The 26,658-nt window shown below is 37.6% G+C and carries 22 protein-coding genes and 3 tRNA genes; 15 read left to right on the forward strand and 10 right to left on the reverse strand.

Annotated features, from left to right (window positions below; translation table 11 throughout):
• Positions 1-8 precede the first annotated feature (8 nt).
• From NDQ75_RS12560 to NDQ75_RS12575, 4 genes are all read left to right on the forward strand, one after another.
• Complete coding sequence (locus NDQ75_RS12560) at positions 9-305, forward strand: hypothetical protein (RefSeq protein WP_202029507.1); 297 nt, start codon at positions 9-11, stop codon at positions 303-305.
• Positions 306-365: 60 nt separating this feature from the next.
• Positions 366-662, forward strand: coding sequence for a hypothetical protein (locus tag NDQ75_RS12565; protein ID WP_202029506.1), 297 nt, complete (start codon positions 366-368; stop codon positions 660-662).
• Between the two features lie 216 nt (positions 663-878).
• Entirely contained in the window at positions 879-2,051 is a 1,173-nt protein-coding gene (locus NDQ75_RS12570; RefSeq protein ID WP_202029505.1) for a hypothetical protein, read from the forward strand.
• A 158-nt stretch (positions 2,052-2,209) separates the two neighbouring features.
• Positions 2,210-3,601 (forward strand): DUF4932 domain-containing protein, encoded by a 1,392-nt coding sequence (locus NDQ75_RS12575; protein WP_202029504.1) that lies wholly within the window; start codon positions 2,210-2,212, stop codon positions 3,599-3,601.
• Between the two features lie 3 nt (positions 3,602-3,604).
• On the opposite strand, the gene recF is transcribed toward NDQ75_RS12575, so the two are convergent.
• Positions 3,605-4,687, reverse strand: a complete 1,083-nt coding sequence (gene recF, locus NDQ75_RS12580) for a DNA replication/repair protein RecF (protein ID WP_202029503.1) — start codon at positions 4,685-4,687, stop codon at positions 3,605-3,607.
• A gap of 196 nt (positions 4,688-4,883) precedes the next feature.
• On the opposite strand from recF, the gene NDQ75_RS12585 reads away from it, so the two are divergent.
• Genes NDQ75_RS12585 through NDQ75_RS12595 form a run of 3 tightly spaced genes read left to right on the forward strand, consistent with a single transcriptional unit; the run spans position 4,884 to position 6,681 of the window.
• A complete protein-coding gene (locus NDQ75_RS12585) occupies positions 4,884-5,648 on the forward strand; it encodes a tetratricopeptide repeat protein (protein ID WP_202029502.1) in 765 nt (254 codons plus the stop codon).
• A 51-nt stretch (positions 5,649-5,699) separates the two neighbouring features.
• On the forward strand, positions 5,700-6,182 hold the full coding sequence (gene ribH / locus NDQ75_RS12590; RefSeq protein WP_202029501.1) for a 6,7-dimethyl-8-ribityllumazine synthase: 483 nt from the start codon (positions 5,700-5,702) through the stop codon (positions 6,180-6,182).
• 40 nt (positions 6,183-6,222) lie between these two features.
• Positions 6,223-6,681: a COG2426 family protein gene (locus NDQ75_RS12595; protein WP_202029500.1), complete on the forward strand. Its 459-nt coding sequence runs from the start codon at positions 6,223-6,225 to the stop codon at positions 6,679-6,681.
• Positions 6,682-7,531: 850 nt separating this feature from the next.
• Here the strand turns inward: NDQ75_RS12595 and NDQ75_RS12600 are convergent.
• The gene (locus NDQ75_RS12600; protein WP_242513718.1) at positions 7,532-8,395 is read right to left on the reverse strand and encodes a hypothetical protein; all 864 of its coding nucleotides are present in this window, start codon (positions 8,393-8,395) and stop codon (positions 7,532-7,534) included.
• Positions 8,396-8,548: 153 nt separating this feature from the next.
• On the opposite strand from NDQ75_RS12600, the gene NDQ75_RS12605 reads away from it, so the two are divergent.
• Both NDQ75_RS12605 and NDQ75_RS12610 read left to right on the forward strand, forming a co-directional pair.
• Positions 8,549-9,427, forward strand: coding sequence for a PPK2 family polyphosphate kinase (locus NDQ75_RS12605; RefSeq protein ID WP_202029499.1), 879 nt, complete (start codon positions 8,549-8,551; stop codon positions 9,425-9,427).
• 9 nt (positions 9,428-9,436) lie between these two features.
• Positions 9,437-10,837 carry a M20/M25/M40 family metallo-hydrolase gene (locus NDQ75_RS12610; RefSeq protein WP_202029498.1) on the forward strand — a complete coding sequence of 467 codons (1,401 nt, stop codon included), beginning with the start codon at positions 9,437-9,439 and terminating at the stop codon, positions 10,835-10,837.
• A 96-nt stretch (positions 10,838-10,933) separates the two neighbouring features.
• On the opposite strand, the gene NDQ75_RS12615 is transcribed toward NDQ75_RS12610, so the two are convergent.
• Positions 10,934-11,449 carry a DUF2892 domain-containing protein gene (locus tag NDQ75_RS12615; RefSeq protein WP_202029497.1) on the reverse strand — a complete coding sequence of 172 codons (516 nt, stop codon included), beginning with the start codon at positions 11,447-11,449 and terminating at the stop codon, positions 10,934-10,936.
• Between the two features lie 165 nt (positions 11,450-11,614).
• On the opposite strand from NDQ75_RS12615, the gene rpmH reads away from it, so the two are divergent.
• On the forward strand, positions 11,615-11,776 hold the full coding sequence (rpmH, locus tag NDQ75_RS12620; RefSeq protein ID WP_008615344.1) for a 50S ribosomal protein L34: 162 nt from the start codon (positions 11,615-11,617) through the stop codon (positions 11,774-11,776).
• 102 nt (positions 11,777-11,878) lie between these two features.
• A complete protein-coding gene (carB, locus tag NDQ75_RS12625; RefSeq protein WP_202029496.1) occupies positions 11,879-14,731 on the forward strand; it encodes a carbamoyl-phosphate synthase large subunit in 2,853 nt (950 codons plus the stop codon).
• 162 nt (positions 14,732-14,893) lie between these two features.
• Here the strand turns inward: carB and NDQ75_RS12630 are convergent.
• From NDQ75_RS12630 to NDQ75_RS12645, 4 genes are all read right to left on the reverse strand, one after another.
• Positions 14,894-14,967 (reverse strand) — tRNA-Arg (locus NDQ75_RS12630).
• Between the two features lie 524 nt (positions 14,968-15,491).
• Positions 15,492-15,566, reverse strand: a tRNA-Pro gene (locus NDQ75_RS12635).
• Between the two features lie 128 nt (positions 15,567-15,694).
• A tRNA-Ser gene (locus tag NDQ75_RS12640) sits at positions 15,695-15,778 on the reverse strand.
• Positions 15,779-15,915: 137 nt separating this feature from the next.
• The gene (locus NDQ75_RS12645) at positions 15,916-17,964 is read right to left on the reverse strand and encodes an HD family phosphohydrolase (RefSeq protein ID WP_202029495.1); all 2,049 of its coding nucleotides are present in this window, start codon (positions 17,962-17,964) and stop codon (positions 15,916-15,918) included.
• A 231-nt stretch (positions 17,965-18,195) separates the two neighbouring features.
• On the opposite strand from NDQ75_RS12645, the gene NDQ75_RS12650 reads away from it, so the two are divergent.
• The 3 genes from NDQ75_RS12650 (at position 18,196) to NDQ75_RS12660 (ending at position 21,748) form a co-directional block, all read left to right on the forward strand.
• Positions 18,196-19,371: a thiolase family protein gene (locus NDQ75_RS12650; protein WP_202029494.1), complete on the forward strand. Its 1,176-nt coding sequence runs from the start codon at positions 18,196-18,198 to the stop codon at positions 19,369-19,371.
• Between the two features lie 23 nt (positions 19,372-19,394).
• On the forward strand, positions 19,395-20,144 hold the full coding sequence (locus NDQ75_RS12655; protein WP_202029493.1) for a C40 family peptidase: 750 nt from the start codon (positions 19,395-19,397) through the stop codon (positions 20,142-20,144).
• Between the two features lie 236 nt (positions 20,145-20,380).
• Entirely contained in the window at positions 20,381-21,748 is a 1,368-nt protein-coding gene (locus tag NDQ75_RS12660) for a Gfo/Idh/MocA family protein (protein WP_202029492.1), read from the forward strand.
• Between the two features lie 102 nt (positions 21,749-21,850).
• On the opposite strand, the gene NDQ75_RS12665 is transcribed toward NDQ75_RS12660, so the two are convergent.
• The gene (locus NDQ75_RS12665) at positions 21,851-24,067 is read right to left on the reverse strand and encodes a polyribonucleotide nucleotidyltransferase (protein WP_202029491.1); all 2,217 of its coding nucleotides are present in this window, start codon (positions 24,065-24,067) and stop codon (positions 21,851-21,853) included.
• 304 nt (positions 24,068-24,371) lie between these two features.
• Complete coding sequence (rpsO, locus tag NDQ75_RS12670; protein ID WP_202029490.1) at positions 24,372-24,641, reverse strand: 30S ribosomal protein S15; 270 nt, start codon at positions 24,639-24,641, stop codon at positions 24,372-24,374.
• Positions 24,642-24,788: 147 nt separating this feature from the next.
• Between rpsO and NDQ75_RS12675 the strand changes: the two genes are divergently transcribed.
• Positions 24,789-25,652, forward strand: a complete 864-nt coding sequence (locus tag NDQ75_RS12675) for a hypothetical protein (RefSeq protein WP_202029489.1) — start codon at positions 24,789-24,791, stop codon at positions 25,650-25,652.
• A gap of 79 nt (positions 25,653-25,731) precedes the next feature.
• Here the strand turns inward: NDQ75_RS12675 and accD are convergent, their stop codons facing one another.
• Positions 25,732-26,589 (reverse strand): acetyl-CoA carboxylase, carboxyltransferase subunit beta, encoded by an 858-nt coding sequence (accD, locus tag NDQ75_RS12680; protein ID WP_202029488.1) that lies wholly within the window; start codon positions 26,587-26,589, stop codon positions 25,732-25,734.
• Positions 26,590-26,658 lie beyond the last annotated feature (69 nt).

Below are 26,658 nucleotides of genomic sequence, written 5' to 3' on the forward strand. Positions count from 1 at the left end.
TAAATATTATGAAAAAGATAGTTTTAGTAGCCGCAATGGCATTGGGAAGTATGACAGCATTTGCAACCGTTCCATCAACAGAAGGTAACGATACAAGAATTACAATCGCACAAGACGATTATAAAGAAATAGCTGTAGCAGAAGTACCAGCAGCCATTATAGAAGCATTAGAAGCGGATTTTCCGGGAGCGGAGCTTACAAAAGCATATGTAAATGAAGAGGGGACCTATAAGATAGAGGTAACCACGGAGACAACTACGGGACATCTGTACGCAAACGAAAACGGTGAGTGGATTGAGCAATAGATTGCACCACATTACCTTCAATATAAATGAATTTAAAGTCAAATTTTAAAAACAAGAATCATGAAAAAGTTAGTTTTAGTAGCCGCAATGGCATTAGGAAGTATGACAGCATTTGCAGCCGTTCCAACAACCCTTGGTAACGACACAAAAATTACAATCGCACAAGACGATTATAAAGAAATAGCTGTAGCAGAAGTTCCACAAGCAATTCAAGAAGCGCTTCAGGCAGATTATCCTGACGCAGAGCTTACAAAAGCGTATGTGAATGAAGAAGGAACTTACAAGATTGAAGTGAAAATGGGTGAACAAGCCGGGCATTTATATGCTAATGAAAACGGTGAGTGGATTGAGCAATAACAATCCGTTTTAGGTGATTATCTTTTGCCAATAAATAACTGAAATAGAATTTAAAGGCGTTAGATAGAAAAATGCCTTCTCTTAACAAAGGGAAGGCATTTTTTTAGTTTATTATTTATGAATAAAATGAAAATATAGCATCTGAAACAAAGCTGTAAGTTCGTTTACAACTTATAATTAATCAGTATCTTAGATGGCTTAAAACCAGTCAAACCTATGCCGATGTTTGCCAATTCCAAAGCTTTTATAGCATTCATTTTGATAATAACTCTTACCGCCTGTAAAAAGGGTGAAACTTCATATTACAGTAAAAATCAAGCTTCTTTCACAATTAATTTTTCTGATGAAGAAACCGTCCAAAAGCTGCTACAGGATTCTATTCTTTACGGAAGTGATTGCGCTGTAGCTTTTAAAACCGTCGGTGAACTTCCAGCATTGGAAGTGAAAACAAAAGCAGAGTTTTCGGATGCTTTTATCGATTTCGAAAAACTTTTCGGCCATACCATAGATTTTAGTCAATCAAGTTACTTAACGGTAAAAATGTATGTACCCAAAAACAGTTGGATAAGTGCATTGAAATTCAATTTTAAAGATGCTAAAGGTAATTTTGGTGGTGGACAGGAAGTATTCAATAACTTTTACCAAAATGAAAACCAATGGATAGAAATGACGGTAGATATGAAAGACATTGCTGCTGAGTTCCAAAATTGGAGTGGTGATGAAAATCCATTGCCTCAAACGCAGCTTTTATCGTTAAATCCATATAACGCTCACCAAGCGGATAGTTCTTCGATTTACATTCACAGCCTGAAACTTACCCAGCAAAAACCCGAAGGTAATTTTGTTCCCCGTCTAGCGGAAAGAGTAGAGTTGGAAAATAACATTCCTTACGAAATAAATTTTGATGATGAAGCTACGCTTAAAAAACATATTGCTTACCGCAGTTACGAGTCGTCTTACCAAGCATTGGCAAAAAACGTTGCGGGAAACCCTAGCCGCGCTATACGTGTAAAAGGGAACGATACCAATAAATACATCGCCTTTTTGCCCATAATGGATAAAGTTACGGGGAAGCCGGTGGACTTTACCAAAGTAAAAACATTGTATTTCTCCTATTACATCACTCCGGACAGTGATGATTTTGATGGGAGTTGGCTATACCTAACTTCCGAGCATTGGAATGATATTTTACAGGACACCACTTTTTACCTAGATTACAAAAAAGGAAGCTGGCAAAAAGTAAGTATTCCGATAGATAGTTTACATCTCCAACAAGTAAAAGGCGACCGACATGTATTGCCCGAAGTGTATGAACTCCGCCTAGACCTAAACTACTACCCTGGCAAAAACAACATAGAAATGTGGATAGATAATTTTGGCTGGAAGTAAAATATTCTTAATAAAAATGTTATTAAATTCGCTATTCTATGATGAAATAAGCGATAGGTTTCTTTAGTTTTGAAGATGAGTAATAACCGCGCGTTTGGGTATAAACCAGTTCTAAGTTTCTTAGGAACCCATTTAATTGAACATTAAATGCAATTTATATGAAAATTCAGCTAAAATATTTTTTGCTTATTCTGATTATGACTTCTTGCAGTACCACAAGGAATTGGCAAAGTGAGCAGAACGATAACACTTTGTATGCTACATTTGAAGAGTTTAATGGAAAAGAAAATATTAAAATAAAAGAAGATTCGAGTCAAATTGCATATTTAAGTTATTTTACAAATACTACCAGCGGAAACATATCTTTAGAAGTTAACAGAGATAACTTTAAGTTTTACCCTAATAAAACCATTCATTTAAAAACAGATTTAAACACTCCTTTGTATGTAAAAATAACAGGTGAAGCTGCAAAAGGTGAATTTAAATTAGAGTATCCTACATACAAAAGACCAAAAATTCAAGTACTGTACAATTCTAATTTTGAATTGCTAAGTCTGGCATTTTTTCTATCAAATATGTATCAAAATTTAAAAGAGAATGAAAGTACATTTGACTATGAGGGAAGAAAAGTGAAAGTCAAAGAACTTTATGGATTGAATTTAAAAATTGCAGAAAAATTCAAAAACTTTCAAACATCTGAAAGTTTAAAGGTTTTAGATGAATTTTTTCAAAAGCGTTGGTATCTGGATTATACCAAATATGTTCTTAACCTTCCTGAACTTCCAAATTCTAGTTTCCGACAAGAAAGCCTAGATTTTCAAGATGTTTTTGAATCAATTGAAGAAGAAAGGAGATTTTTCACGGCTTTAAGGGGATTTTATAAGGAAATTAATTTTGATGTTTTTTTAGAGGAGTATCAGCCATTTTATGACAAGATGATACAAGAGGTAAATAACAATTTGCCAGAAGAAGATTTTATTACAGAAATGGAGCATTTATATGCCAAGAAAGCGAATGGTTACTTTTTAAATGCAAGTTTAACAATGCCTTTCAGTCAAGGATTTGCAATTACAAAGAGCGATAGAATAGGGTATGTTTTTGGGTCATTAACTTTACCCTTGGAAATAAATGATTTAAACAACCTAAAGCTTGGGTATTCAAATTCATCAGAACTAAGGAATATTTCAGTCCACGAATTTGGACATTCTTTTGTTAATCCTGTAATCGATAAAATAGAAGACTCTTTAATTGATGATAAAAAGCATCTTTTTGAGCCTATTAAAGAAAAAATGTCTGAACAAGCTTATTCAAGCTGGAAAATAACTTTGTATGAGCATTTTGTAAGGGCTGGCGAGATTTTTATAGCAGAACAGTTGGGGGATTATGAAACGGCTACGAAACTTTCTAAGGATTATATTGAAAAAAGGCAATTTATTTATTTGAAACAGATAATTCCTGCAATGAGAAATTGGTATAATGAGGAATATTTTTCGAAATCATATTCGAATTTTGTAAAAGAAACTATTGAGAATTTAAAATTTGAATCATAAAACCTACTCCAACACTATCATTTTATAGCTTTGGTGGGTTTTTTTAACTACGTTTTCCGTTCGTTCGGGGTGGGTGTCGCTTATAAATATTTGTCCGAATTCATCGCGGTCTACCAGCTCGATAATCTGACTCACACGGTTTTCATCCAGTTTGTCAAAAATATCATCCAGTAGAAGAATGGGAGTGTGGCCGGCCTGTTCTTTTATAAAATCGAATTGTGCTAATTTCAGGGCAATCAAGAAAGACTTTTGCTGTCCCTGACTGCCAAACTTTTTAATTGGGTATTCGCCAATTTCAAAACTCAAATCGTCTTTATGCGTTCCCACTGAGGTGTATTGCAAGGCTTTGTCCTTATTCAAATTTTCTTTGAAAAGTGTGCTGAGGTCTTTTTCCAGCAACTGACTTTGATAAGTAAGGTTAATTTCCTCTTTTCCACCAGAAATAGAAGCGTAACGTTTTTTAAAAATAGGGATAAAGGTCTCCAAAAACTCCTTGCGAGCTTCGTGGATTTTTTGTCCGTATTCCTGCATTTGCTCATTGTAAACTTCCAAAGTGGTAGCATTAAAAGTATTGTTGAGCGCAAAATACTTCAGCAGGGAATTTCGTTGTGCCAGCACTTTATTGTAATTAATAAGGTGTTGTAAATACGGTTTATTGCTTTGCGAAATAACACTGTCTATAAACTTGCGGCGCGTTTCGCTTCCTTCAATAATAAGGTCACGGTCAGCAGGAGAAATAATAACCAAGGGAAGAAAACCAATGTGTTCCGAGAGCTTATCGTACACTTTTCCATTACGCTTTACCATCTTTTTTTGCCCCTTTTTAAGGCTGCAAACAATCTTTTCTTCTTTATCATCACGAAGGTACTCACCGGTGATTACAAAAAATCCCTCCCCGTGCTTAATATTCTGGGAAGCAATAGGGTTAAAGTAACTTTTTCCAAAGGAAAGAACATAAATAGCATCCAAAGCATTGGTTTTGCCAATACCGTTACGCCCCACAAAACAATTTATCTTAGCATCAAAAGAAAAGTCTTGCGAGTCGAAATTCTTAAAGTTTATGAGCGATAATCTTTCTAATTGCATTTACGGAATGCTTCATTTAAGGAAAACATCTTATTCAGCATAAAAAAAGAGTTTCCAAGCGATTGTTTAAGAAGTAAAAAACTCCTGCGGACGAAATTAGTAAAATAAAAAATGCAGCAATTGAAATTATCAAATAATTTCCCTTTCCTATTACAATAAAAATTTTATTTTTGCGAGGCTTAATAAAAATGTAGACATGGCAACGTATAAGAAAAGAGGCTATAAAAAACCACACAAAAAGGAGGAGAACCCTCTACATGATGAACATAGTACTACGGAAGAGGTATTTAGTACCTTAGATGAAAGTGCTAGTAAGACGGAAGAGTGGGTAGCGAGCAATCAAAAATATATTTTAGGTGGAATTGGCGCTGTAGTACTTGTAGTACTCGGATTTTTAGGATACCAACAGTTTGTAATGAAACCAAAGGAGGCTGAGGCTTCCAACGAAATGTTCTTTGCGCAGCAATATTTTGATGAAGCGGTAAACAGCACAGCAAAAGATTCCTTATACGGTTTGGCGCTTAACGGTGCGGATGGGAAATACGGTTTGTTGGACATTATCGATAATTACGGTGGAACCAAAGCAGCGAATTTAGCGCATTACAGTGCTGGAATGGCATACTTAAACACTCAAAAATACCAAGAAGCAATTGAGTATTTAGAAGACTTTAAGTCAGACGACCCTATTTTAGGAGCTTTGGCAAAAGGTGGAATTGGGGACGCTTTTGTGCAATTGGGCCAAGATGTCGATGCATTGGAATATTATGAAAAAGCCATCGCCCATGCCGATAACGCGTTTACTACACCTAAATTTTTATTTAAAGCCGGCGTACTTTCTTTGCAAGAAGGTAACAATGAGAAAGCTTTGAAATACTTCAACAGAATTAAAAACGAATATGCAGATTCTGAAGAAGGAAGAACAATCGATATTTATATCGGAAAAGCAGAAACGCTTAAGTAAGCAATAGCTAACTTTGTATCAGTAAATTTTTGCTGATAGAATTATAAAATTATGGCTACAGAAAATAAAAATTTATCAGTTTATGATAAAGCTACAATCCCAAATGCGAAAGATTTTCGGTTTGGGATTGTTGTTTCAGAGTGGAATTCAGAAATAACTGAAGCACTTTGTAAAGGAGCTATGGAAGCGCTGTTGGATTGTGGTGCACTGGAGGAGAATATCATCCGCTGGGACGTTCCTGGCAGTTTTGAGCTTACCCATGGTGCTAAAAAGATGATTAAAAAGCACGAACCCGATGCAATAATTGCCATTGGGAGTGTAATTCAAGGAGAGACCAAACATTTTGATTTTGTGTGCAACGCTACTGCGGAAGGGATTAAAGACCTGAACGTTTTGTATGATACGGCTGTGATATTTTGCGTTCTCACCGATAACAACATGCAACAGGCTATTGACAGAAGTGGCGGAAAACACGGTAATAAGGGTACAGAAGCCGCTATTGCAGCTATAAAAATGGCAGCTTTGGGGAGCTAATCCCATTTATATACTGTCTAAAAAAAGAAAGGAGTAGGGGATGATTATAGATATAGTTGTAGCAATGTTATGGAGTATTTCTCCATTCGGGGAAGCTAAAGTAGGGATTCCTTATGCTATCTTCAATGAGGTAAATCTATATATAGCATTCGTAGCTTGTTTTGTAGCGAATGTGTTTGTGTTTCCTATAATGATGTTCTTTCTAGATTCGTTAAATGGGCGCCTGCTACGTTGGAAGTTTTATAAAAGAAACGCCATTAAAGTCGCCAAAAGGGTTAAAACGGGTTCTGGTTCCAGTATTGGGAAATATGGGTTTTGGGGCGTGTTACTCTTTGTTATGTTGCCCATTCCAGGAACGGGAGTCTATGCTGGAAGTATTGCTGCTTACCTTTTTAGAATGCCTTACAAGCAAGCCTTTTTAGCCAATACCATCGGTATTTTTATCTCTTGCGTAATGGTGATGGTAATGACCGTAGCCACTTACCACGGAGTGAAATAGGGGAGGCTGTAATAATTTTGAAGGGTTTTTGGTTTGAAGTTTCTTTTCATTGCACATGCGGACAACTAAAACGAGCAACTAGCTAACTTTGAACCTCTGCGACTTGACAGCTTATCGGCTTAACAACTTCACAATTAAACGATTTAACAATTCAAGGGATTTAAAGATTGAAGAATTGACTCATTTACGTTTATGTCGTATGCCGGAGGTTAGATGTTGGAGGCTGGAAAAGTTGAATTTATCATTATTTCCAAAACGAAAAAACTTTCTCAACTTATCGACTCAACAACTTAACAACTACCTGATTCCACAATTAACCCATTTAACCAATCAACCAATTTACGATTGCGCTACGCAGTAAGCCATAGGCGGGAGGCTAAAAAATAATTTTGATATTGGATTTTAAACTTAAAAGGCCAAAATGAAAACTTTGTCTTTTTAACTTGCAGTCCTTTCCCGCAAGCTTATCAGCGTTTCCCTCATCATGATGACCTTCCCCTCACACCTCACAGTATTTCCCTCGACTAGAAAGACGTTTCCCTCGGGTACTTAGACCTTCCCCTCAACCTAATGACCCTCCCCTCGCCGCGGGAACGGCAATTTTCCGTGTAGGAAATGGATAATCTTAGAATTTAAGGATTGAAGAATTGAATGATTTAAAGATTTATGGCTGTTTGAGGTCTGAAGTCTCTAGCCATTTCGATGCCGACCGAAGGAAGGCAGAGAAATCACACACCAACGAGAAGCGGTCAAGTGAGATATCTCCCGATGGTCGATATGACTCAAAAGTTTATGGGACAACGAAATCTAATGAACTTTGAACATTTACCACTCAACAGTCAACCAAAAATTACTTTCCGGCACACTTGTTTAAAGCCCCTAATACTTTTTGCTCAGTTTGTGTAGTTAAATTCAAGTAGTATGCTTTTGTTTGTGCCAAGGTTTCATTGTTTAAAGCACTGTCTTCACGAGCGTATCCACCATTTAAAACATTTAATGCGTCTTGACAGCCAAGCGCCTGAGCTAAGGATTTGTAGTTCTCTTCCAAATCGAAAAGCGCCTGTTCTGCTTGGTGTTTTAATCGGAGTTGCTTTTCAAGCTCCAACTGACGGTTTACTCGGGCCTGTTCTGCCAATTGCTGTTGCTTTGCAATTTTTTCTTCCAAAAGCCTTTGCTGCTCCATCAATCGTTGCTTCTCTGCTTCCAATTGTTGTTGTTGCGATAGCAAACTGTTTTGAGTAGAGGAATTTGCCTCAGTAGGCGTAGATTCAACTATAGAAGTTTCCGTAGAACTAACGGTAGAAGTATTGGTTTCGTAACTAACGCTTGCGGCGCTGGTGGTACAAATATCCAGTTTCGTCATAAGTTCTTGAAGATATTCATAACCATGTTTGGCATAAAATCTACCAGCTTCCCAATCTGCTGGCTCTTCCGCTTGTTTTAAATTATCCAAACCATCCAAAATTGGGTTTATGGCATCGTCGCAACCACAACTTTCCACCAGTGTTTTGGCTTTTTCCAAGGCATCGATGGCACGACCGGCGTAATACATTTGATGGTCGAAATTATCGGCATTCAAAGACTTTTTAGTGTGTGCCAATGCATAGGTAGCCTGCGAATAAGCAGAGCTGCATTGCGCGATGGAAAAATTTACGGATAGGATAAGTAACAGAAAAAGCGTAGCGTTCTTCATAGCATGTATTCTTAAGTTCATTAATTTGGGCAAAGCAATATTACAATATTAATTGTATTTTTAAAAAACTTTGTGGTAAACTTATTTCGGGTTGTGGTTAAATCTTGAAATTCAGCAAGTATCTTATTGCACTGGTTTTTTTAAATTCTTCAGTGTTAAACAAAATATAGTTATATGGATAAAATTAAATCTTCTCAATACAGAGTTACGTCTTCTATTCAGTTAAAGGATATTCCTACGGAAAACAATTTGGGAGCTTCCGAAGAAGAATTAAAAGACCGTTTAAAACATATCAGAAAAAAACTGGGAGATTTTCAAGACATCATCTATGCACACGGAAAATACAGTGTGCTTATTTGTTTTCAAGGGATAGATACTGCCGGAAAGGACAGTCTCATTCGGGAAGTTTTTAAAGATTTTAATTCGCGGGGTGTGGTGGTACATAGTTTTAAAACCCCAACCGATTTGGAGCGGAAACACGATTACCTTTGGCGCCACTACATCGCACTTCCGGCAAGAGGAAAGTTTGGTGTTTTTAACAGGACGCATTACGAAAATGTGTTGGTGACGCGTGTCCATCCAGAATATATTTTAGGTGAAAACATTCCAGGAATTAATTCCGTAGAAGATATCACAGAGGATTTTTGGCATAATCGTTTTGAGCAGATTAAGAATTTTGAAAAACATTTAGTGCAAAATGGAACGATAGTTTTTAAATTTTTCCTTCATTTGTCGAAATGGGAACAAAAAAACAGACTGCTAAGGCGATTGAATCTGGAAGAGAAAAATTGGAAATTCTCCCCTGCTGATTTAAAGGAGCGAATGTTGTGGGATAAATATCAACAGTATTATCAAGAAGCGATTAATATTACTTCTACGGAAAAAGCACCTTGGTATGTTATACCGGCCGATAACAAAAAGGCTGCCCGTGTAATCGTGGCTGATATTTTATATGATGAATTAAAAGATTATAAAGATATTAAGTACCCAACTTTAGATCCAAAAATTAAAGAACATTTAGAGCAATATAAAGAACAACTGAATAAAGAATAATTATTACTGATGACAAGAAAAACAATTGTATTTCTCCTTTTTTTACTACCATTTTTAGGAGTGTCCCAAACCGAAGACGAAAAGCAACTTAGACAAATTTACACGGCTTCCTTAACGGAAGGTCAAAGCTATGAATGGCTGGATTATCTTTCTAACCAAATTGGAGGCCGACTATCGGGTTCTTTTAATGCTGAATTAGCAGTAAAATACACCAAGGAACAATTAGATTCCCTTGGGTTGGACAAAGTATGGTTACAACCTGTGATGGTTCCAAAATGGACACGTGGCATTAAGGAGTTTGCTTATATTGAAACTTCTCCAGGCATGACCAACAACGTGAATATATGTGCGTTGGGCGGTTCGGTTGCTACGCCGTTGGGCGGATTGAAAGCCGAGGTGATAGAAGTGCAGGGATTAGAAGAGTTGGAAAAACTGGGAGAAGATAAAATTAAAGGAAAAATCGTTTTTTACAACCGCCCCATGCAGCCAGAACTTATTCAAACTTTTGAAGCGTATGGAGGATGTGTAGATCAGCGTTATTCGGGTGCTGCAGAAGCTGCCAAATTTGGAGCCGTAGGTGTGGTGGTGAGATCTATGAATTTACGCTTGGACGATTTGCCGCACACAGGAAGTATGAGTTATGGCGAGTTACCCGTTGCCAAGAGAATACCTGCGGCAGCCATAAGCACCAACGATGCTGAATTGTTGAGTACCATGCTGGCTTTGGATAAAAATATTAAGTTCTACTTTAAACAAACCTGTAAAGTATTTCCCGATGTACAATCCTATAACGTGATAGGAGAGATAAAAGGAAGTGAATATCCCAATGAAATTATTACCGTGGGTGGTCATTTGGATTCTTGGGATTTAGGCGATGGTTCGCATGATGATGGCGCAGGATGCGTACAGAGTATGGAAGTGCTTCGATTGCTGAAAAAAACAGGATACAAACCCAAAAGAACCATTCGTGTGGTACTTTTTATGAATGAAGAAAACGGATTGAGGGGTGCAAAAAAATATGCTGAAGTGGCCAAAGAAAAAGGTGAAAAGCATGTTTTTGCGCTGGAAAGTGATGCCGGAGGTTTTACCCCAAGAGGATTTTCCTTTGATTGTGACGAAGCTAATTTTGAGCAAATACTTTCTTGGAAACCACTTTTTAAACCCTATCTCATTCATTATTTCGAGCAAGGTGGTAGCGGCGCCGATGTGGGACCACTTAAAGGAAATGGAACCGTATTGGCTGGGCTAAGACCCGATTCCCAACGCTATTTCGATCATCATCACGCCGCTAATGACACATTTGATGCGGTAAATAAAAGAGAATTAGAGCTCGGCGCAGCGACTATGACTTCGTTAATATATTTAATGGATAAGTACGGGACGGTTCAACAAAGTAAGATAAAAGGATAAGCTATTCAATAAGGCTAAGCCACTAAATTGGCTCAAAAGAAAACACCCCAAAGATTTAAAAATCTTTGGGGTGTTGGTTTGTAAAAAAGAAAAAATCTAGATTTTCTTCATTTGCTGTTGCATCATTTTAATTTGATCCTTCAGCATATTTTGTTTGTCAAGTTTTTTGGCTTCATTTAAAAGCATTGTAGCTTCTCTTTTTCTTCTTTTCTGCATCGCAATTCCGGCAAGGCTTAATTTTGCCATTGCCAAATCATAATCCATTGTTAAACCAAGCTTAATCGATTTTTTAAAGTATTTTTCAGCTTGCGTTAAATTTGTTTGGGAAGAAATAATGCCTTTTAGGTAATTGTAGTACCCTTGTTGCTTAGTAATTAAAGCACTTTCAGGATTTTTAATTTTATTCAACCACTTCTCGGTTCCTTCCATATCTTGCTTTCTCATTCTAAGAAAAGCCAGTAAAATCATTTCATTTCTAAAATAAAGGAAAATAAAAATAAGCGACAATAGAATTAAGAATATCCCATTGCCTATATTCCCTTCCACAAATTGATAAACGGCGTAAGCAATGATTAATGCGGCTATTACTAATTTTATATTTTTGTTGAACATATTGGGTATTTTCAATTGAAGGGCAAAGGTAATAAAAACAAATAAAAATATTTTTAAAAAGGTGTTTGCTAAAGTAAAAACTCTTTGTATATTTGCGCCGCGCTTTTGTGAAGTATATTGCAAGCCGTTAAATATTGAATTACCAAAGAGATAAAGATATTAACAATGAGTAAAAGAACGTTTCAACCCTCGAAGAGAAAAAGAAGAAATAAGCACGGATTCAGAGAGAGAATGGCCTCTGTGAATGGGAGAAAGGTGCTTGCTAGCAGAAGAGCAAAAGGTAGAAAGAAATTATCTGTTTCTTCTGAACCTAGACATAAGAAATAATGATCGAATTTGATTATTAAATATAGAGGTGTTACTTTTATTAGTAACGCCTTTTTTTATATCCTGTAACACCATAATTCAAAGTAAATAGTTTTTTAAAAGATGCCAAAAAGACAAGACCTTAAGAGTATATTGATAATAGGATCTGGCCCTATTATTATCGGGCAAGCATGTGAATTTGATTATTCCGGTTCGCAAGCACTACGCTCATTAAGAGAAGATGGAATTGAAACCATTTTGATAAATAGCAACCCTGCTACTATCATGACAGATCCATCGATGGCAGATCATGTATACTTAAAACCCCTAACCACCAAATCCATAATCGATATTTTAAAGAAACACCCAAATATCGATGCAGTTTTACCAACTATGGGAGGACAAACTGCATTAAACCTTTGTATCGAAGCTGATGAAAAAGGAATTTGGGAAGATTTTAATGTTGAAATTATCGGGGTAGATATCGACGCTATCAATATTACGGAAGACCGTGAGAAATTCCGCGAATTGATGCTGAAAATTGGAATCCCAATGGCTCCACAAGCCACCGCGACTTCTTTCTTAAAAGGAAAAGAAATTGCACAAAACTTCGGTTTTCCTTTAGTGATTCGCGCATCCTACACCTTAGGAGGTGCAGGGGCATCAATTGTTTACAAACAAGAAGATTTTGACGGTCATTTAAGTAGAGGATTGGAGATTTCCCCTATTCATGAGGTGATGATTGACAAAGCCATGATGGGATGGAAGGAATACGAACTGGAATTGCTTAGGGATGATAACGACAACGTAGTTATTATCTGTACTATTGAAAATATGGACCCGATGGGAATCCACACAGGGGATTCTATCACGGTAGCGCCGGCAATGACACTTTCTGACAGAACTTTCCAGAAAATGCGGGACATGGCCATCCATATGATGCGAAGTATCGGGGAGTTTGCAGGTGGTTGTAACGTTCAGTTTGCAGTAAGTCCGGACGACAAGGAAGATATTATTGCTATTGAAATTAACCCACGTGTTTCTAGATCTTCAGCATTGGCATCGAAGGCAACAGGATATCCAATCGCAAAAATTGCCAGTAAATTGGCTATCGGTTATACCTTAGATGAATTACAAAACCAAATTACGAAATCTACTTCGGCTTTATTCGAGCCTACGCTAGATTATGTAATCGTAAAAATACCTCGTTGGAACTTCGATAAATTTGAAGGATCTGATAGAGAGCTCGGACTCCAAATGAAGAGTGTTGGGGAGGTTATGGGTATTGGGCGTTCTTTCCAAGAAGCACTGCACAAGGCAACTCAATCTTTAGAGATAAAGAGAAACGGACTAGGTGCCGACGGAAAAGGATATAAAAATTACGATCAGATTATTGAAAAACTTACCCATGCCAGTTGGGATAGGGTTTTCACAATCTACGATGCAATTCAAATAGGAATACCATTGAGCCGCATCAACGAGATTACTAAAATAGATATGTGGTTCTTAAGACAATACGAAGAACTTCATTTCCTAGAAAAAGAAATCTCAACTCACACCATAGAAACACTTCCGAAAAGCTTGCTTTTAGAGGCAAAACAAAAAGGATTTGCAGACCGACAAATTGCACACATGCTAAATTGTTGGGAAAGTGAAGTGCACGCGAAACGTGAGGAATTAAACATCAACCGAGTTTATAAATTGGTTGATACATGTGCTGCGGAATTTAAAGCACAAACTCCTTACTACTATTCTACTTTTGAAGACGTGGTAGAAACCGCTGACGGAAAAGTGTATTCTGAAAATGAAAGCGTTGTAACCGACAGAAAGAAAATTGTAGTACTAGGTTCAGGTCCAAACAGAATCGGACAAGGGATTGAGTTCGATTACTGTTGTGTTCACGGGGTATTGGCAGCTGCAGAATGTGGCTACGAAACCATTATGATCAACTGTAATCCTGAAACGGTTTCCACTGATTTTGATACAGCCGATAAACTATATTTTGAGCCTGTATTCTGGGAGCATATCTACGACATCATTCGTCATGAAAAACCGGAAGGGGTAATTGTTCAGTTGGGTGGACAAACTGCTCTAAAACTTGCGGAAAAGCTTAATAAATACGGAATAAAAATAATCGGAACGAGCTTTGAATCTTTAGATTTAGCTGAAGATAGAGGAAGTTTCTCAACATTGTTGAAAGATAACAACATTCCTTATCCAGAATTTGGAGTTGCTGAAACTGCTGATCAAGCATTGGCACTTTCCGAAGAATTGAATTTCCCAATCTTGGTACGTCCATCATATGTATTAGGTGGTCAAGGAATGAAAATTGTTATCAATAAAAAAGAACTAGAAGAACACGTAGTAGATCTTCTTAGAAAAATACCAAATAACAAACTCTTACTCGACCATTATTTAGATGGAGCAATTGAAGCAGAAGCAGACGCCATTTGCGATGGGGAAGATGTGTACATTATAGGTATTATGGAGCACATTGAGCCTTGCGGTATTCACTCTGGAGACTCCAATGCTACCCTGCCTCCATTTAACCTTGGAGATTTAATAATCGAGCAGATTAAAGACCATACTAAAAAGATTGCTTTAGCACTTAATACGGTAGGCTTAATCAATATTCAGTTCGCTATAAAAGACGACAAAGTATACATCATTGAGGCAAACCCAAGAGCATCGAGAACGGTTCCTTTCATTGCCAAGGCGTACAAAGAACCTTACGTTAATTATGCAACCAAAGTAATGCTTGGTGAGAAAAAGGTGAAAGACTTTAATTTCAATCCAAAATTGGAGGGCTATGCTATTAAACAACCAGTATTCTCTTTCAATAAGTTCCCTAACGTGAACAAGAATTTAGGGCCAGAAATGAAGAGTACAGGGGAAAGCATCTTGTTTATAGATAGCTTAAAAGATGATGAGTTCTACGATCTTTATCAAAGAAGAAAAATGTATTTGAGCAAGTAATTTGTAGAACAATATATTGCTATAAAAGCTGTCTCACCAGAGGCAGCTTTTTTTGTTTTTGCGTTATTCCAAAAGGTTTTTCAGGGAAAGCGTTACAGGAAGCGTAATTGAATAAGGTATAAAACAAAAAACCCCGTAGAGCATTTCTACAGGGTTTGTTTGTGATCGCGACAGGATTCGAACCTGTGACCGTCTGCTTAGAAGGCAGATGCTCTATCCAGCTGAGCTACGCGACCGATTATCTAAAATATTTTAAAATCAAATGGTTGTCTTTTTCATAAGAATAAACAAACCATAAATGATACTGAACTTCGTTGCATTGGCCTTTATCGTAAAGGCGGTGCAAAGATAATCACCTTTTCTAATAAAACAACAAAATCAACTCCTTTTTTCTTAATTAAAAAACAATGTGCTGAAAATCATTTTTGTAGGCTAATAAAAAAATAATTGTTAATCGCTAAACATGATCTATGTCAGTTTTCAAATGTTTTCAATAAAGTACGTTTGTAGTTACAGAAAAAACAGTTAGGGTATGGAAGGAATATTTATTTTAGTAGGTAAATACGCTGCGCTAGTAGGGGTTGTTGTTTGGTTGATAGCCTATGTGGGGATGAGTTTGCTAAAGAAAGAAAATTAGTTTAATATGGGCTCAGGGAGTAGATAAGATTTAGGTTTTCCAAACTTTCTATCATGAGAAGCATTTGTCTAGGAAAAATGAGATTATAAAAAAAGCCAGCATTATTAAATGCTGGCTTTTTTGTCGGGGTGGCAGGATTCGAACCTGCGACCTCCGCGTCCCAAACGCGGCGCGATAACCGGGCTACGCTACACCCCGAAGGTGTTGTTTCTCGTAGTGTAGTTTATCTCGATTTTTGTCGAGAAGTACACTCTTGAAATATCGTCGTAACAAAATAAATCATGATGTTTAGTATGATTTATTTCTTCTACAACTAAATAAAAAAGCGGAGAGACAGGGATTCGAACCCTGGCAACACTTACGCGTTGACAGATTAGCAATCTGCTCCATTACCACTCTGGCACCTCTCCTATTTTCTTTACTATTATTATGAACGTGCAACCTGAAATTGCGGATGCAAATGTATGAGTTCATCTAGAACAATGCAACTATTTTGGTAAATATTTTTCAATCTTTTTAATACTCTTCTAGCAACCAGTGTACTATGTTATTCGGGATATTCAACTCTTAGATGGTAAATGTTGGTAAGTTTCTGTTTGAGTACTTTTTTTATGGATTGTATTTCTTTAAAAGTGATGTTTGCATTTAAAAACTGGTCTTCTTCTATTTGCTTGTTGATAATTTTATCTACAAAATCATTTATAATGGTAAAAGTTGGATTTTTCAAGCTTTTGGATGCCGCTTCAACCGAGTCTGACATCATTAAAATGGCAGTTTCTTTGGAAAAAGGAATCGGACCGGGATATTGAAAGTCTTCTTTATTAACTTGCTCTTCCAATTCGTGCGCTTTTCGGTAAAAATAGTAGACCAAGGATGTACCGTGGTGGGTCCTTATAAAATCTACAACTCTATCTGGTAAATTATTCTTTTTCGCCATTTCAATACCTTCAATGACATGGTTTATAATAATTTTGGCACTTTCTTCCGGTGAAAGTTCGTTATGCGGATTAACGCTGGTGGTTTGGTTTTCAGTAAAATAGGTAGGATTGTTCATTTTTCCGATATCATGATAGAGAGCTCCTACACGCACCAACATGGAATTAGCACCAATTTCGTTCGCTGCCGCTTCCGCTAAATTTGCCACTTGAAGCGAGTGGTGAAAAGTTCCCGGGGCTTTATCTGAAAGTTCTTTTAATAGTCTAGAATTAGTATCGGAAAGCTCTAATAACGAAACATCAGAAACGAGGGAGAACAATTTTTCATAAATGTAAATAAGTGGGAAGGCCGCCAAGGTCGCGAGTCCATTCAGTACAAATAATCCGAAGGTAACCCAGTGTATGTTGTCAAAATTACCTTCATGGATAATATAGAAGGCAAAATAAGCAATGATGTAAACCAATGTGATCTGACCTACCGATATAAAAAGATTGGCTCTTTTATGAAGTTCAGAAATGGTTTGTATGGTTACAATACCAGCAATCGTCTGGAGGAAAACATATTCAAAACTATTAGGAACAATAAAACCCAGCAGTAGTACCGTTAAAACATGCGTAAAGAGGCCTAATCGAGGGTCGAAAAAGGCTTTTAGTATCAAAGGCATGATACAAAGAGGCACTACGTAAACGTATTGCACATTAAATTTTACAATGGTCGTAGTGAGAAAAATCATCACTAGAATATTGAAAAATATAAAAGTGACTTTATTGTTATTTACAAAAACTTCTGGGCGATATTTTTTTAAGAAAAGGAGGAGCATAAAAAGTGTGACTCCCACCAAAATGGTATATCCGAAGACAATCCAGTTGTAATTATTTTCATTCCATAGTTTGGACTGATATTCATTACGAAGTGAATTTAGCACATTGTATTTTTCGCCTTCAACAACCTCTCCTTTGGCGATTATACGCTTTCCTTTGTCAATATTTCCACGAGTGGTGGTTACTTTTGCCAGTTCCCGCTCGAGTGTTTTTTCTGTTAAATCACTATCGAAAAATATATTGGGTTGAATAATATCGAAGTATAAACTGCTGAAAGATTCTCTAAAGTCGGTAAGCTTTTTTTCAGATAGATAAGAATTAATTGTTCTTTCCAGTTGATTGAGCTTTATGAAGCTGCCGTACAATACAGTTTTTTCTTCGTTTCCTTGTACCACATTTACCACTTTATCTTCTTTGTAATCGGTACTGCTTTGCACAACGCCTTTGTCGTAAATTCGGTTTAAAAGCTCTTTTGCATTCGACTTAATTTTATTCAACGTTTCCCCATTAAAATCTTCAGCTAAAAAATAAGAAGGGAACTTTTCTACAAAACTATTATAAACGGCATCCCGTATTGTTCGGTCGTATCTAAAATAATCAGGGTGATTGGCAGTAATGGCGGCCTTTTCGTTTTTAAGCTCTTCGTCGGTTTTGTAAATAGCAAAATCGAATGGCGCGTACAAAGTTTCGTATTGCCATAATTTTCCTTTCTGAAAATCGTATTTAAATTTTCCTCCCTTTGGGAAAAGATAGACCACAAGAACAATGGTGGCGATAAAAAGGAAACCTTTATAGATTAAAGATTGGTTTTTGTAAATACTATCCAAAAAATTCTTCATTCATTAGGAGTTAACCTCGGTGGGGTTATTAATATTCAAATGTAACAAAAAATAGCATCGTCCACGTTATTCAGTAGTATTTAATGCGTTGTGGACAAATGGAGGTCCAAGAAAAGTTGTTTGAAAATGGCGCGTTTTTCATTTCTGAATTAGTTAGAAATGCTATAAAAAATCAACTTATTATAAATATCTTTTTAAATTAACTAAATTCGCAATTACAAAACGAGTATTATGAAGAAAGTGGTAATAGTTTCGGCTGCAAGAACTCCAATTGGAAGTTTTTTAGGAGCACTCTCAACGGTTTCTGCCCCAAAATTAGGTGCAGTGGCAATTAAAGGTGCTTTGGAAAAGATAAATTTAGATCCGTCTATAGTAGAAGAGGTGTTAATGGGTAACGTAGTACAGGCTGGCGAGGGTCAAGCGCCTGCGAGACAAGCGGCATTGTACGCAGGTATTCCCGATACCGTACCATGTACAACGGTAAATAAAGTTTGTGCCAGTGGAATGAAGGCCGTTATGCAAGGGGCCCAAGCTATCGCTTTGGGCGATGCTTCGGTAGTTGTTGCTGGTGGAATGGAAAATATGAGTTTGATTCCGCATTACGTACACATGCGAAAAGGAACCAAGTTTGGTCCGGGAAAACTGGAAGACGGCTTACAAAAAGATGGTCTTGTAGATGCTTACGACCAAAATGCAATGGGTGTTTGTGGAGATGCGTGCGCTACGGAATATGGTTTTAGTCGTGAAGATCAAGATGCTTTTGCTGTTCAATCATACCAAAGGTCAGCAAAGGCTTGGGAAGAAGGAAAGTTCAAGAATGAAGTAGTTCCGGTGGAAGTGCCGCAAAGACGCGGAGATGCCATTGTAGTGAATGAAGATGAGGAATATAGGAATGTAAAACTTGAAAAAATAGCTTCGTTGCGACCTGCTTTCAGTAAAGACGGAACCGTTACGGCTGCCAACGCTTCTACAATTAACGATGGAGCAGGAGCAGTGGTTTTAATGAGCGAGGAAAAAGCAAAGGAGTTGGGAATAAAGCCTTTGGCGACCATTATAAGTTATGCAGATGCCGCTCAAGAGCCTAAATGGTTTACAACAGCGCCTGCAAAGGCGCTTCCAAAAGCGTTGGCTAAAGCAGATTTATCTCTTGAGGATATTGATTTCTTTGAATTCAATGAAGCATTCTCGGTAGTTGGATTGGCAAACATGAAAATCTTAGGATTATCGGATGAAAATGTAAATGTAAACGGTGGAGCGGTTTCATTAGGCCACCCACTAGGTTGTTCAGGAGTACGTATTCTAATCACGCTTCTAAACGTTTTAGACCAAAATAATGCTAAAAGAGGAGCAGCAGCTATTTGTAATGGTGGTGGTGGTGCTTCAGCAATAATTATTGAAAGAAATTAATTTTATTAAGCAATACCTTGTAAATGCAATACGGAATTTGCCATTTAAGCATAGTTCCCTTACGTAGTGAACCCCAACACCATGGAGAATTAAGTTCTCAGGTACTGTACGGCGAACATTTTAAAGTGTTGGAACAACGAAAGTATTGGAGCAGAATTCGTTTGGCTTTTGATAATTATGAAGGGTGGATTGAAAATGTGCAATTTCAGCTAATAGATGAAGCCATGTACCACGCTATCCAAAGTGAAACCATGGTGTTGTCTGCCGATCTTGTAGAATTCATTTATGATGCTCAAAACAATTTGCTTCCCATTCCTTTAGGGTGTAATGTTGGCAGTGCACATCATCTTAATGCCAGTTTTGATGGTGAGAAGAAACAAGGTGTGCTTCCCAAAGAAAGGCTCGTAGAAACCGCATTTCTATACATTAATAGTCCGTATTTATGGGGAGGGAAAACGCCTTTTGGAATCGATGGTTCCGGACTGGCACAAATGGTTTATAAACTTAATGGTTATAAGCTTTCTCGGGACGCCGCTCAACAAGCTAAACAGGGAGAGGCGCTCAGTTTTATTGAAGAAAGCGAACCAGGAGATCTTGCCTTTTTTGATGATGATGAAGGGAATATCGTTCATGTAGGTATTATAATGAAAGATAATTATATAATCCATTCCTACGGAAAAGTGCGAATTGACCGTCTAGACCATACAGGGATTTTTAATGTGGATAAAAAAATGCACACCCATAAACTTCGGGTAATTAAAAAGATAGTTTAATTTCTTCTGAAGGAATGGAATAGTAGCCAGTGTTCAGTATTCAATATGCAGTAGCCAGTGTTTCCTAGTTATTCATGGAAAGCGATTAACGAACGACGAAAACTCTGCAACTTTGCCCCTCTGAACCTTTGCTCCTCCATAATTAACCCATTCATTGGATTGAAAAATTATAGCGTAAGAACAGTAGTGAAATAACTCCCTTAAATTTTGTAAATTACTTGGCAAAACACTAACCAATGTCATTTTACATTAACCGCCGGCATTTTTTAAAGTCTGCCGCTGCCGCAACTATATTTTCGGCCTATGGTGCTTACGGGCATCATCTCATGTTTCCTTCAAAAAAATTAAAAGTGGGTTTAATCGGTACCGGTTGGTACGGAAAAAACGATTTACTTCGGTTGATTCAAGTAACCGATGTAGAAGTGGTTGCCCTGTGTGATGTGGATAAAAATATGTTGAATGAAGCTTCGGAATTAATTTCGCGAAGAAATAACCAATCAAAACGTCCCGCACTCTTCACCGATTATAGAACCATGCTTTCTTCCGAAGAAATGGATGTGGTTTTAATAGGAACACCAGACCATTGGCATGCTTTAAATACTATTGAAGCGCTTCAGGCTGGATGTCACGTATATGTACAAAAACCAACAGGCGTAGACGTAATGGAAGGGGAGGCTATGGTCAAGGCTACCCAAAAATATAATAAAGTGGTACAGGTGGGACTTCAGAGAAGGAGCACCCCACATTTAATCGATGCGAAAGAAAATATTATAGATAAAGGTCTTCTGGGTAAAATAGGGCACGTAGAAATGTGTTGCTATTACCACATGCGGGCCAACGGAACTAGGGAAACAAAACCAATTCCCAATTTCTTTGACTACGATATGTGGTGCGGCCCAGCACCAAAATTGGATTATACAGGGCTACCACACCGGAGTTGGTGGAGAAGCCACATGGAATATGGAAACGGAATTATGGGGGATATGTGTGTGCATATGCTTGATGCGGTAAGATGGATGCTAGGTTTGGGATGGCCAATTAAAATACAGTCCCAAGGTGGTATTTTTGTTCAAAAAGGAGGTTTTTCGAATATAGCGGACACCCAAACGGCTATTTTTGAGTATGAAGACTTTAATTGCGTATGGAATCACCGAAGTTGGGGAAGACCAGACGACCCCGAATATCCTTGGGCATTTTTTATTCACGGTGAAAAAGGAGTTTTAAAGGCGAGTGTAAAGAAATATGAATTTATTTCCACGGATGGAAAAACACATATTAAAAAAGATGTGGTTTACGAAAGGGAGAAGTTTCCCGAAGATGTCACCGAGAAAAATATTGAACTTCATGTAGCTCCGGCCACAAGAGGCCATATGATGGATTTCTTAAGTGCCATAGACCAAGGGAAAAAGCCTGTTGCTTCTATCGAGCAAGGCCATATTTCTTCAGCCAGTTGTATTATTGCCAACTTAGCCATGAAGCTTGAAAGACCGTTGCGCTACAATCCAGCCACGAGGAAATTTCTTAGTGATGATGCAGCTAATGCGTTGCTGGCAAGAAAATATAGGGAAGGATGGCAACATCCATTTCCCGAAGATTTTAGCTGAGTAGTGAAGTGTCTTTCGAGAAGAATTAAAAACATATATTATAAAAAAAATCCCAATGAAGCGAACCTCATTGGGATTTTAAATATTCTTTAATCTTTAGGATTAATTTCTTTTTGGCTTTCTATCGCCTCTATTGTCCCTAGATCTGTTGTCTCTGTTGCCATCTTTTTCACGGGGAGGTCTTTCTTTATAGCCTTCCGGTTTAGGTAAAATAGCTTTTCGAGAAACTTTTTCTTTTCTGGTTTTTGGATCAACTCCAAAGTATTTCACTTCAAACACATCACCTAAATTTACTACATCAGTAACATTATCGGTGCGTTCCCAAGCTAGTTCAGAAATGTGTAATAAAACTTCATTGCCTGGTGCTTGAGTGTATTCAACCACAGCTCCAAAATCAAGCATTTTAATTACTTTAACTTCATAAACTTCTCCTTTTTCTGGTTTAAAAGTAATAGAATCAATCTTTGCAAGTACTTTCTCTATTCCTTCGCTTCCTACTCCAAGGATTTCAACAATACCTTCTTCGGTAACTGGGTCTTCGTTTATAACAATTGTGGTACCCGTTTCTTTTTGTAATTCTTGAATTACTTTACCGCCAGGTCCTATTAAAGCACCAATGAATTCATTTTCAATTCGTCTGGTAACCATGGTAGGAGCGTGCTCTTTAACGGTTTCGTTTGGAGCAGCTATAGTGTCAGTAAGTTTTTCTAAAATATGTAAACGACCACTTCTAGCTTGGTGCAGAGCGTTCACTAAAATTTCATAGCTTAGCCCTTTTACTTTAATGTCCATTTGGCAAGCTGTAATTCCATCTGCAGTACCAGTTACTTTAAAGTCCATATCCCCTAGGTGATCCTCATCTCCTAAAATATCGGATAGTACAGCATATTTTCCAGAATCTGCATCAGAAATTAATCCCATGGCAATACCAGAAACAGGCTTTTTTAATTGCACCCCAGCATCCATCATGGCCATTGTACCTGCGCAAACAGTTGCCATAGAAGAAGAACCGTTAGATTCCAACACTTCAGAAACCACGCGCACTGTATAAGGGCAATCTTCCGGAACCATTCCTTTTAGGGCTCGTTGCGCTAAGTTACCATGACCAACCTCTCGGCGAGACGTACCACGTATTGGGCGCGCTTCCCCAGTTGAAAATGGAGGGAAGTTGTAGTGAAGGTAGAATCTTTCTTCGCCTTCATAAGATGGCATATCTATTTGATTTGCTTCCCTGCTTGTTCCTAGCGTCACCGTAGCCAACGCTTGGGTTTCCCCTCGTGTAAAGATGGAAGAACCATGTGTAGATGGGAGATAATCTACCTCACACCAAATAGGTCTAATTTCATCAGTCTTACGACCGTCGAGACGCAGACCTTCATCTAGAGTTAGATTCCTTACGGCTTCCTTCTCTGCTTTACTATAATATTTAGAAATTAAGTCTTTAAACTCTTCTTGCTCTTCTTCGGTAAACGTAGCAGTTACTTCTTCTTTTATAGCTGCAAAAGCGCTGCCTCTTTCGTGCTTGGAAGAACCAGCTTTTGCAATGGCGTACACTTTGTCGTATACCATTTCGTGAATTTTCTTCGCCAAATCTTCATCTTCTCTCTCCGGATCGTATTCACGGGTTTCTTTTTTTCCGAATGCTTCCGCTAATTTTACTTGAGCTTCACATTGCACTTTAATGGCTTCATGGGCAAATTTGATAGCCTCTACCATTTCTTCTTCAGAAATTTCATCCATTTCACCTTCCACCATCATCACAGAATCTGCTGAGGCACCAATCATCATATCGATATCCGATTCTAACAATTGTTTTCTGGTTGGGTTGATGATTAGTTCACCATTTACTCGACCTACTCTTACTTCAGAAATAGGACATTCAAAAGGAAGGTCAGATAGTTGAATAGCTGCAGAGGCGGCTAATCCTGCCATAGCATCTGGCATAACATCTTCATCGTGAGACATTAATTGGATCATTACCTGTGTCTCTGCATGGTAATCTTTCGGGAACAATGGACGTAGTACACGATCTACCAAACGCATAGTTAAAACTTCACCGTCACTAGGTCTGGCTTCTCTTTTGAAAAATCCACCAGGATAACGGCCAGCAGCTGCAAACTTTTCTCTGTAATCTACAGTTAACGGCAAAAAGTCAACGTCTGATTGTTGGTAATTGGAAACCACAGTACATAATAACATACATTTTCCAGATTGTACCACAACACTCCCATGAGCTTGTTTTGCTAATTTTCCCGTTTCTAGGGTAATGGTTCTTCCATCCCCTAAATCAATAATTTCTTGTTTTACTTCAGGAATCATAATTTTTTAATTTACCTGCGTTGCGCAGGGAGTTAAACAATGGGTTACCGCAAAAAGCAGTAGTTGTTGTGTTGTTGTAGTTGTTGTTCCCAATGAAAAACTGTTTATGTAAAGCTTTTTTATCCGCTTGACGGACATATCAAAAACCCAAATTGGGCATTTTAATCTTTATAATGTGCTAAAGGTAGTAATTATAGTTGTATTACCGATGTTAAATTAAGGAGAGCAGGTTTTTACGACTTATTACGTTGGTGTTCAAAATCGTTTAAAAACAAAAAAAGGGAGCAAATTGCTCCCTCGTGTCTTACTTTCTTAATCCTAATTCTTTGATGATAGCACGATATCTTGTAATATCTTTCTTCTTCAAATAATCAAGTAGGCTTCTTCTTTTACCTACTAAACTAACTAGTGAACGCTCTGTGTTGAAATCTTTACGATTCTTTTTCAAGTGTCCAGTTAGGTGATCAATTCTGTGTGTGAACAATGCAATTTGTCCTTCAGCAGATCCAGTGTTTTTTTCGTCACCGGCATATTTTTTAAATATTTCTGCCTTCTTTTCTTTAGCTAAATACATGCCAATATTATTTAAATGATTATTATGTATTTGATAGGGTTTCTATCAACGGGCGCAAAGATAACAATTTTTTAGGATATTCTACGTTTTGATTATTATATATTTGAAAACGAAGTAAAACCTATTTATTAATTAAATTTTATGTTTATGAAATCAATTTGGAGAAATGCATTAATGATTCTAATACCCGCTACTACATTAATTGTTTCTTGTAATGATGATTCTGACGATTCTATGGATAATCCCCAAACGGAAGCCCTAAGTCCGCAAGAGGTGAAAACAACCATGGAAGCTACGCAGCTTTCGGAAGATATTGATAATATCGTGAATGTGGTTTCTGGTTCCGGCTTGGAAGAAGGTGGAACAGCTAGCAAAAGTACGTTAGCCGCCAAAGGTTGGTTGCCAGAGTGCCTTACTGTTACTACCCAATCTACTAGCGATAGTTTTATGGCTACGTTGGATTTTGGTGAAGGTTGTGAAATGCCCGATGGAAGAATGTTGGCAGGTAAACTTATGATGAGTACTGCGAACAATGCCGATTCAACTTCTTTTATGAACAATTCTGAAGTAACTTTTGAAAACTTTATGGTAGATACTGTTACCGTAAACGGAACAAAGTCTTTTGAAAATGTTTTTGAAGAAGGTCAGAATCCTAAGTCAATGGTTAACACAGAGGTTACTTTTGCTTATCAAGACGAAACTACTTTGGATTATTCTTCTGAGCAGACACGTGTTTGGGTGGAAGGTTATGATACCCAAGAATGGTTGAAAAGTGCTTTTGAAGTTACTGGAACTGCAAGTTTAACAACACGTGACGGGGTAACCTATAACGCGGAAGCTACGACGCCATTGAGAGCAGAACTTTTTTGCCCATACTTGGTGAGTGGTGTTCTAAGGATTACCAGTGAGGACGCCATGGCCGATTTAGATTACGGTGATGGAGAATGTGATGACAAAGCCACCGTAACTGGACCTGAAGGAAATTCAGTAGAAATAGTATTGGAGAAATAGTTTTTTCCTTACTTTGAGAATACAAAAAATCCGTAAAGTGAAAACTTTACGGATTTTTTTATTTTAAATAAACGTTTGATTACGCTCGTATCGGCTGGTTTTGGATAAGGTCAATATATTGATTGATCTTATTTTTTAAATCTCTTCGGTGTGAAATGAAATCTAAAAAGCCGTGTTCCAATAGAAACTCAGAAGTTTGGAAATTGTCCGGAAGATCTTTTCCGGTAGCTTCTTTTACAACACGCGGACCTGCAAAGCCAATTAAAGCGCCAGGTTCGGCAATGTTAATGTCGCCCAACATAGCGTAAGAAGCTGTAGTCCCTCCTGTGGTTGGATCGGTACATAACGAAATGTAAGGAATTCCTAAATCTGACAATTGGGCTAATTTAGCGGATGTTTTAGCCAACTGCATCAACGATAAAGCGGCTTCCATCATTCTAGCTCCCCCCGATTTCGAAATCATAACGAATGGAATCTTCTTTTTAATGGAATAGTCGATGGCTCGAGCGATTTTTTCTCCTACCACGCTTCCCATAGAACCACCAATAAAAGCAAAGTCCATACAGGCTACCACTAAATCTTTGCCTTTAGATTTTCCAACAGCCGTTCTTACAGCATCTTTTAAGTTGGTTTTCTCCTGAGCTTGCTTCAATCGATCAGAATACTTTTTGGTGTCAACAAAGCTTAACGGGTCTTTAGACTCTAAGTTAGGGTCTAGCTCTTTAAACTTATTGTCATCAAACAAAATAGAGAAATATTCTTTACTCCCAATTCTTACATGGTAATCGTCTTCCGGGCTTACATAAAAGTTTTTAGCAAGCTCATCTGCTTCAACAATTTTACCGGTAGGGGACTTGTACCAAAGTCCTTTAGGAGTGTCTTTTTTCTCTTCCGTAGAGGTCTGTATACCTTTTTCTTTTCTTTTGAACCAAGTCATATTTCTTACTGTATTTTAAGGGAACATCCTGAAGATTTATTATGAACCTTCAGGATGTGTAATCAGTTT

The organism is Galbibacter mesophilus (assembly GCF_023721415.1).
Taxonomy (GTDB): domain Bacteria; phylum Bacteroidota; class Bacteroidia; order Flavobacteriales; family Flavobacteriaceae; genus Galbibacter; species Galbibacter mesophilus.

Excerpts from the sequence above, each read along its gene's own strand:
- NDQ75_RS12600 (WP_242513718.1), bottom strand. The coding sequence starts at position 8,395 with ATGAACTTAAGAATACATGCTATGAAGAACGCTACGCTTTTTCTGTTA.
- carB (WP_202029496.1), top strand. The coding sequence starts at position 11,879 with ATGCCAAAAAGACAAGACCTTAAGAGTATATTGATAATAGGATCTGGC.
- NDQ75_RS12560 (WP_202029507.1), top strand. The coding sequence starts at position 9 with ATGAAAAAGATAGTTTTAGTAGCCGCAATGGCATTGGGAAGTATGACA.
- NDQ75_RS12565 (WP_202029506.1), top strand. The coding sequence starts at position 366 with ATGAAAAAGTTAGTTTTAGTAGCCGCAATGGCATTAGGAAGTATGACA.
- NDQ75_RS12660 (WP_202029492.1), top strand. The coding sequence starts at position 20,381 with ATGTCATTTTACATTAACCGCCGGCATTTTTTAAAGTCTGCCGCTGCC.
- NDQ75_RS12645 (WP_202029495.1), bottom strand. The coding sequence starts at position 17,964 with ATGAAGAATTTTTTGGATAGTATTTACAAAAACCAATCTTTAATCTAT.
- rpmH (WP_008615344.1), top strand. The coding sequence starts at position 11,615 with ATGAGTAAAAGAACGTTTCAACCCTCGAAGAGAAAAAGAAGAAATAAG.
- NDQ75_RS12570 (WP_202029505.1), top strand. The coding sequence starts at position 879 with ATGCCGATGTTTGCCAATTCCAAAGCTTTTATAGCATTCATTTTGATA.
- ribH (WP_202029501.1), top strand. The coding sequence starts at position 5,700 with ATGGCTACAGAAAATAAAAATTTATCAGTTTATGATAAAGCTACAATC.
- NDQ75_RS12610 (WP_202029498.1), top strand. The coding sequence starts at position 9,437 with ATGACAAGAAAAACAATTGTATTTCTCCTTTTTTTACTACCATTTTTA.
- NDQ75_RS12605 (WP_202029499.1), top strand. The coding sequence starts at position 8,549 with ATGGATAAAATTAAATCTTCTCAATACAGAGTTACGTCTTCTATTCAG.
- recF (WP_202029503.1), bottom strand. The coding sequence starts at position 4,687 with ATGCAATTAGAAAGATTATCGCTCATAAACTTTAAGAATTTCGACTCG.
- accD (WP_202029488.1), bottom strand. The coding sequence starts at position 26,589 with ATGACTTGGTTCAAAAGAAAAGAAAAAGGTATACAGACCTCTACGGAA.
- NDQ75_RS12675 (WP_202029489.1), top strand. The coding sequence starts at position 24,789 with ATGAAATCAATTTGGAGAAATGCATTAATGATTCTAATACCCGCTACT.
- NDQ75_RS12615 (WP_202029497.1), bottom strand. The coding sequence starts at position 11,449 with ATGTTCAACAAAAATATAAAATTAGTAATAGCCGCATTAATCATTGCT.
- NDQ75_RS12655 (WP_202029493.1), top strand. The coding sequence starts at position 19,395 with ATGCAATACGGAATTTGCCATTTAAGCATAGTTCCCTTACGTAGTGAA.
- rpsO (WP_202029490.1), bottom strand. The coding sequence starts at position 24,641 with ATGTATTTAGCTAAAGAAAAGAAGGCAGAAATATTTAAAAAATATGCC.
- NDQ75_RS12575 (WP_202029504.1), top strand. The coding sequence starts at position 2,210 with ATGAAAATTCAGCTAAAATATTTTTTGCTTATTCTGATTATGACTTCT.
- NDQ75_RS12595 (WP_202029500.1), top strand. The coding sequence starts at position 6,223 with ATGATTATAGATATAGTTGTAGCAATGTTATGGAGTATTTCTCCATTC.
- NDQ75_RS12665 (WP_202029491.1), bottom strand. The coding sequence starts at position 24,067 with ATGATTCCTGAAGTAAAACAAGAAATTATTGATTTAGGGGATGGAAGA.
- NDQ75_RS12650 (WP_202029494.1), top strand. The coding sequence starts at position 18,196 with ATGAAGAAAGTGGTAATAGTTTCGGCTGCAAGAACTCCAATTGGAAGT.
- NDQ75_RS12585 (WP_202029502.1), top strand. The coding sequence starts at position 4,884 with ATGGCAACGTATAAGAAAAGAGGCTATAAAAAACCACACAAAAAGGAG.